We start from the raw sequence: 1,233 nt of genomic DNA on the forward strand, positions 1-1,233 counted from the left end.
CCGGCGGTGTGCTGCTGCCGTTCTTCTCCTTCATGACGTTCCTCATCGCGGTACCGACCGGCGTGAAGTTCTTCAACTGGATCGGCACGATGTGGAAGGGCTCGCTGTCCTTCGAGACACCGATGCTCTGGGCCACGGGCTTCCTGATCACCTTCACCTTCGGTGGTCTGACCGGTGTCATCCTGGCCTCGCCGCCGATGGACTTCCACGTCTCGGACTCGTACTTCGTGGTGGCCCACTTCCACTACGTCGTCTTCGGCACCGTCGTGTTCGCGATGTTCTCCGGCTTCCACTTCTGGTGGCCGAAGTGGACCGGCAAGATGCTGGACGAGCGCCTCGGCAAGATCACCTTCTGGACGCTGTTCATCGGCTTCCACGGCACGTTCCTGGTCCAGCACTGGCTGGGCGCCGAGGGCATGCCGCGCCGGTACGCCGACTACCTGGCGGCCGACGGCTTCACCGCGCTGAACACGATCTCGACGATCAGCTCGTTCCTGCTCGGCATGTCGATCCTGCCGTTCTTCTACAACGTGTGGAAGACGGCCAAGTACGGCAAGCCGGTCGGGGTCGACGACCCGTGGGGCTACGGCCGCTCCCTGGAGTGGGCGACCTCCTGCCCGCCGCCGCGGCACAACTTCGTCGCCCTGCCGAAGATCCGCAGCGAATCCCCGGCGTTCGACGTGCACCACCCGGAGATCGCTGCTCTCGACCAGCTCGAGAACGTGGGCCACGGCGACAAGGCCCTCGCTGGCGGCAAGGAGGCCGGCAAGTGAAGATCCAGGGCAAGATGTTCATGTGGCTGAGCGCCTTCGTGCTCGTCATGGCGGTCGTCTACGGCTTCTGGTCGAAGGAGCCCGCCGGCACCACGGCCCTCTTCCTGGCCTTCGGCCTGTGCATCATGATCGGCTTCTACCTCGGCTTCACGGCCAAGCGGGTCGACGTGGGCGCACAGGACAACAAGGAGGCGGACGTCGCGGACGACGCCGGCGAGGTCGGGTTCTTCAGCCCGCACAGCTGGCAGCCGCTCTCGCTCGCCATCGGCGGCGCCCTCGCCTTCCTGTCGATCGCGATCGGCTGGTGGCTGATGTACTTCTCGCTGCCGATCATCCTGATCGGCGTCTGGGGCTGGGTGTTCGAGTACTACCGCGGTGAGAACCGCACCCAGTAACACGCGCCGAGCGCTTCAGGGGCCCGGCACCACCCCAAGGAGTGTACGGGCCCCACCAAATGCCG

General features: G+C 65.5%; 2 protein-coding genes. Both read left to right on the forward strand.

Annotated features, from left to right (window positions below; all coding sequences use genetic code 11):
* Positions 1-773: cbb3-type cytochrome c oxidase subunit I (locus AB0E85_RS39955; protein WP_361937659.1), on the forward strand; the 773-nt coding region annotated here is incomplete at its 5' end.
* Positions 770-1,168 carry a cytochrome c oxidase subunit 4 gene (locus AB0E85_RS39960; RefSeq protein WP_361937660.1) on the forward strand — a complete coding sequence of 133 codons (399 nt, stop codon included), beginning with the start codon at positions 770-772 and terminating at the stop codon, positions 1,166-1,168. The genes AB0E85_RS39955 and AB0E85_RS39960, both read left to right, overlap by 4 nt.
* The last annotated feature ends 65 nt before the right edge of the window (positions 1,169-1,233 follow it).

The organism is Streptomyces sp. NPDC029044 (assembly GCF_040637495.1).
Classification (GTDB): domain Bacteria; phylum Actinomycetota; class Actinomycetes; order Streptomycetales; family Streptomycetaceae; genus Streptomyces.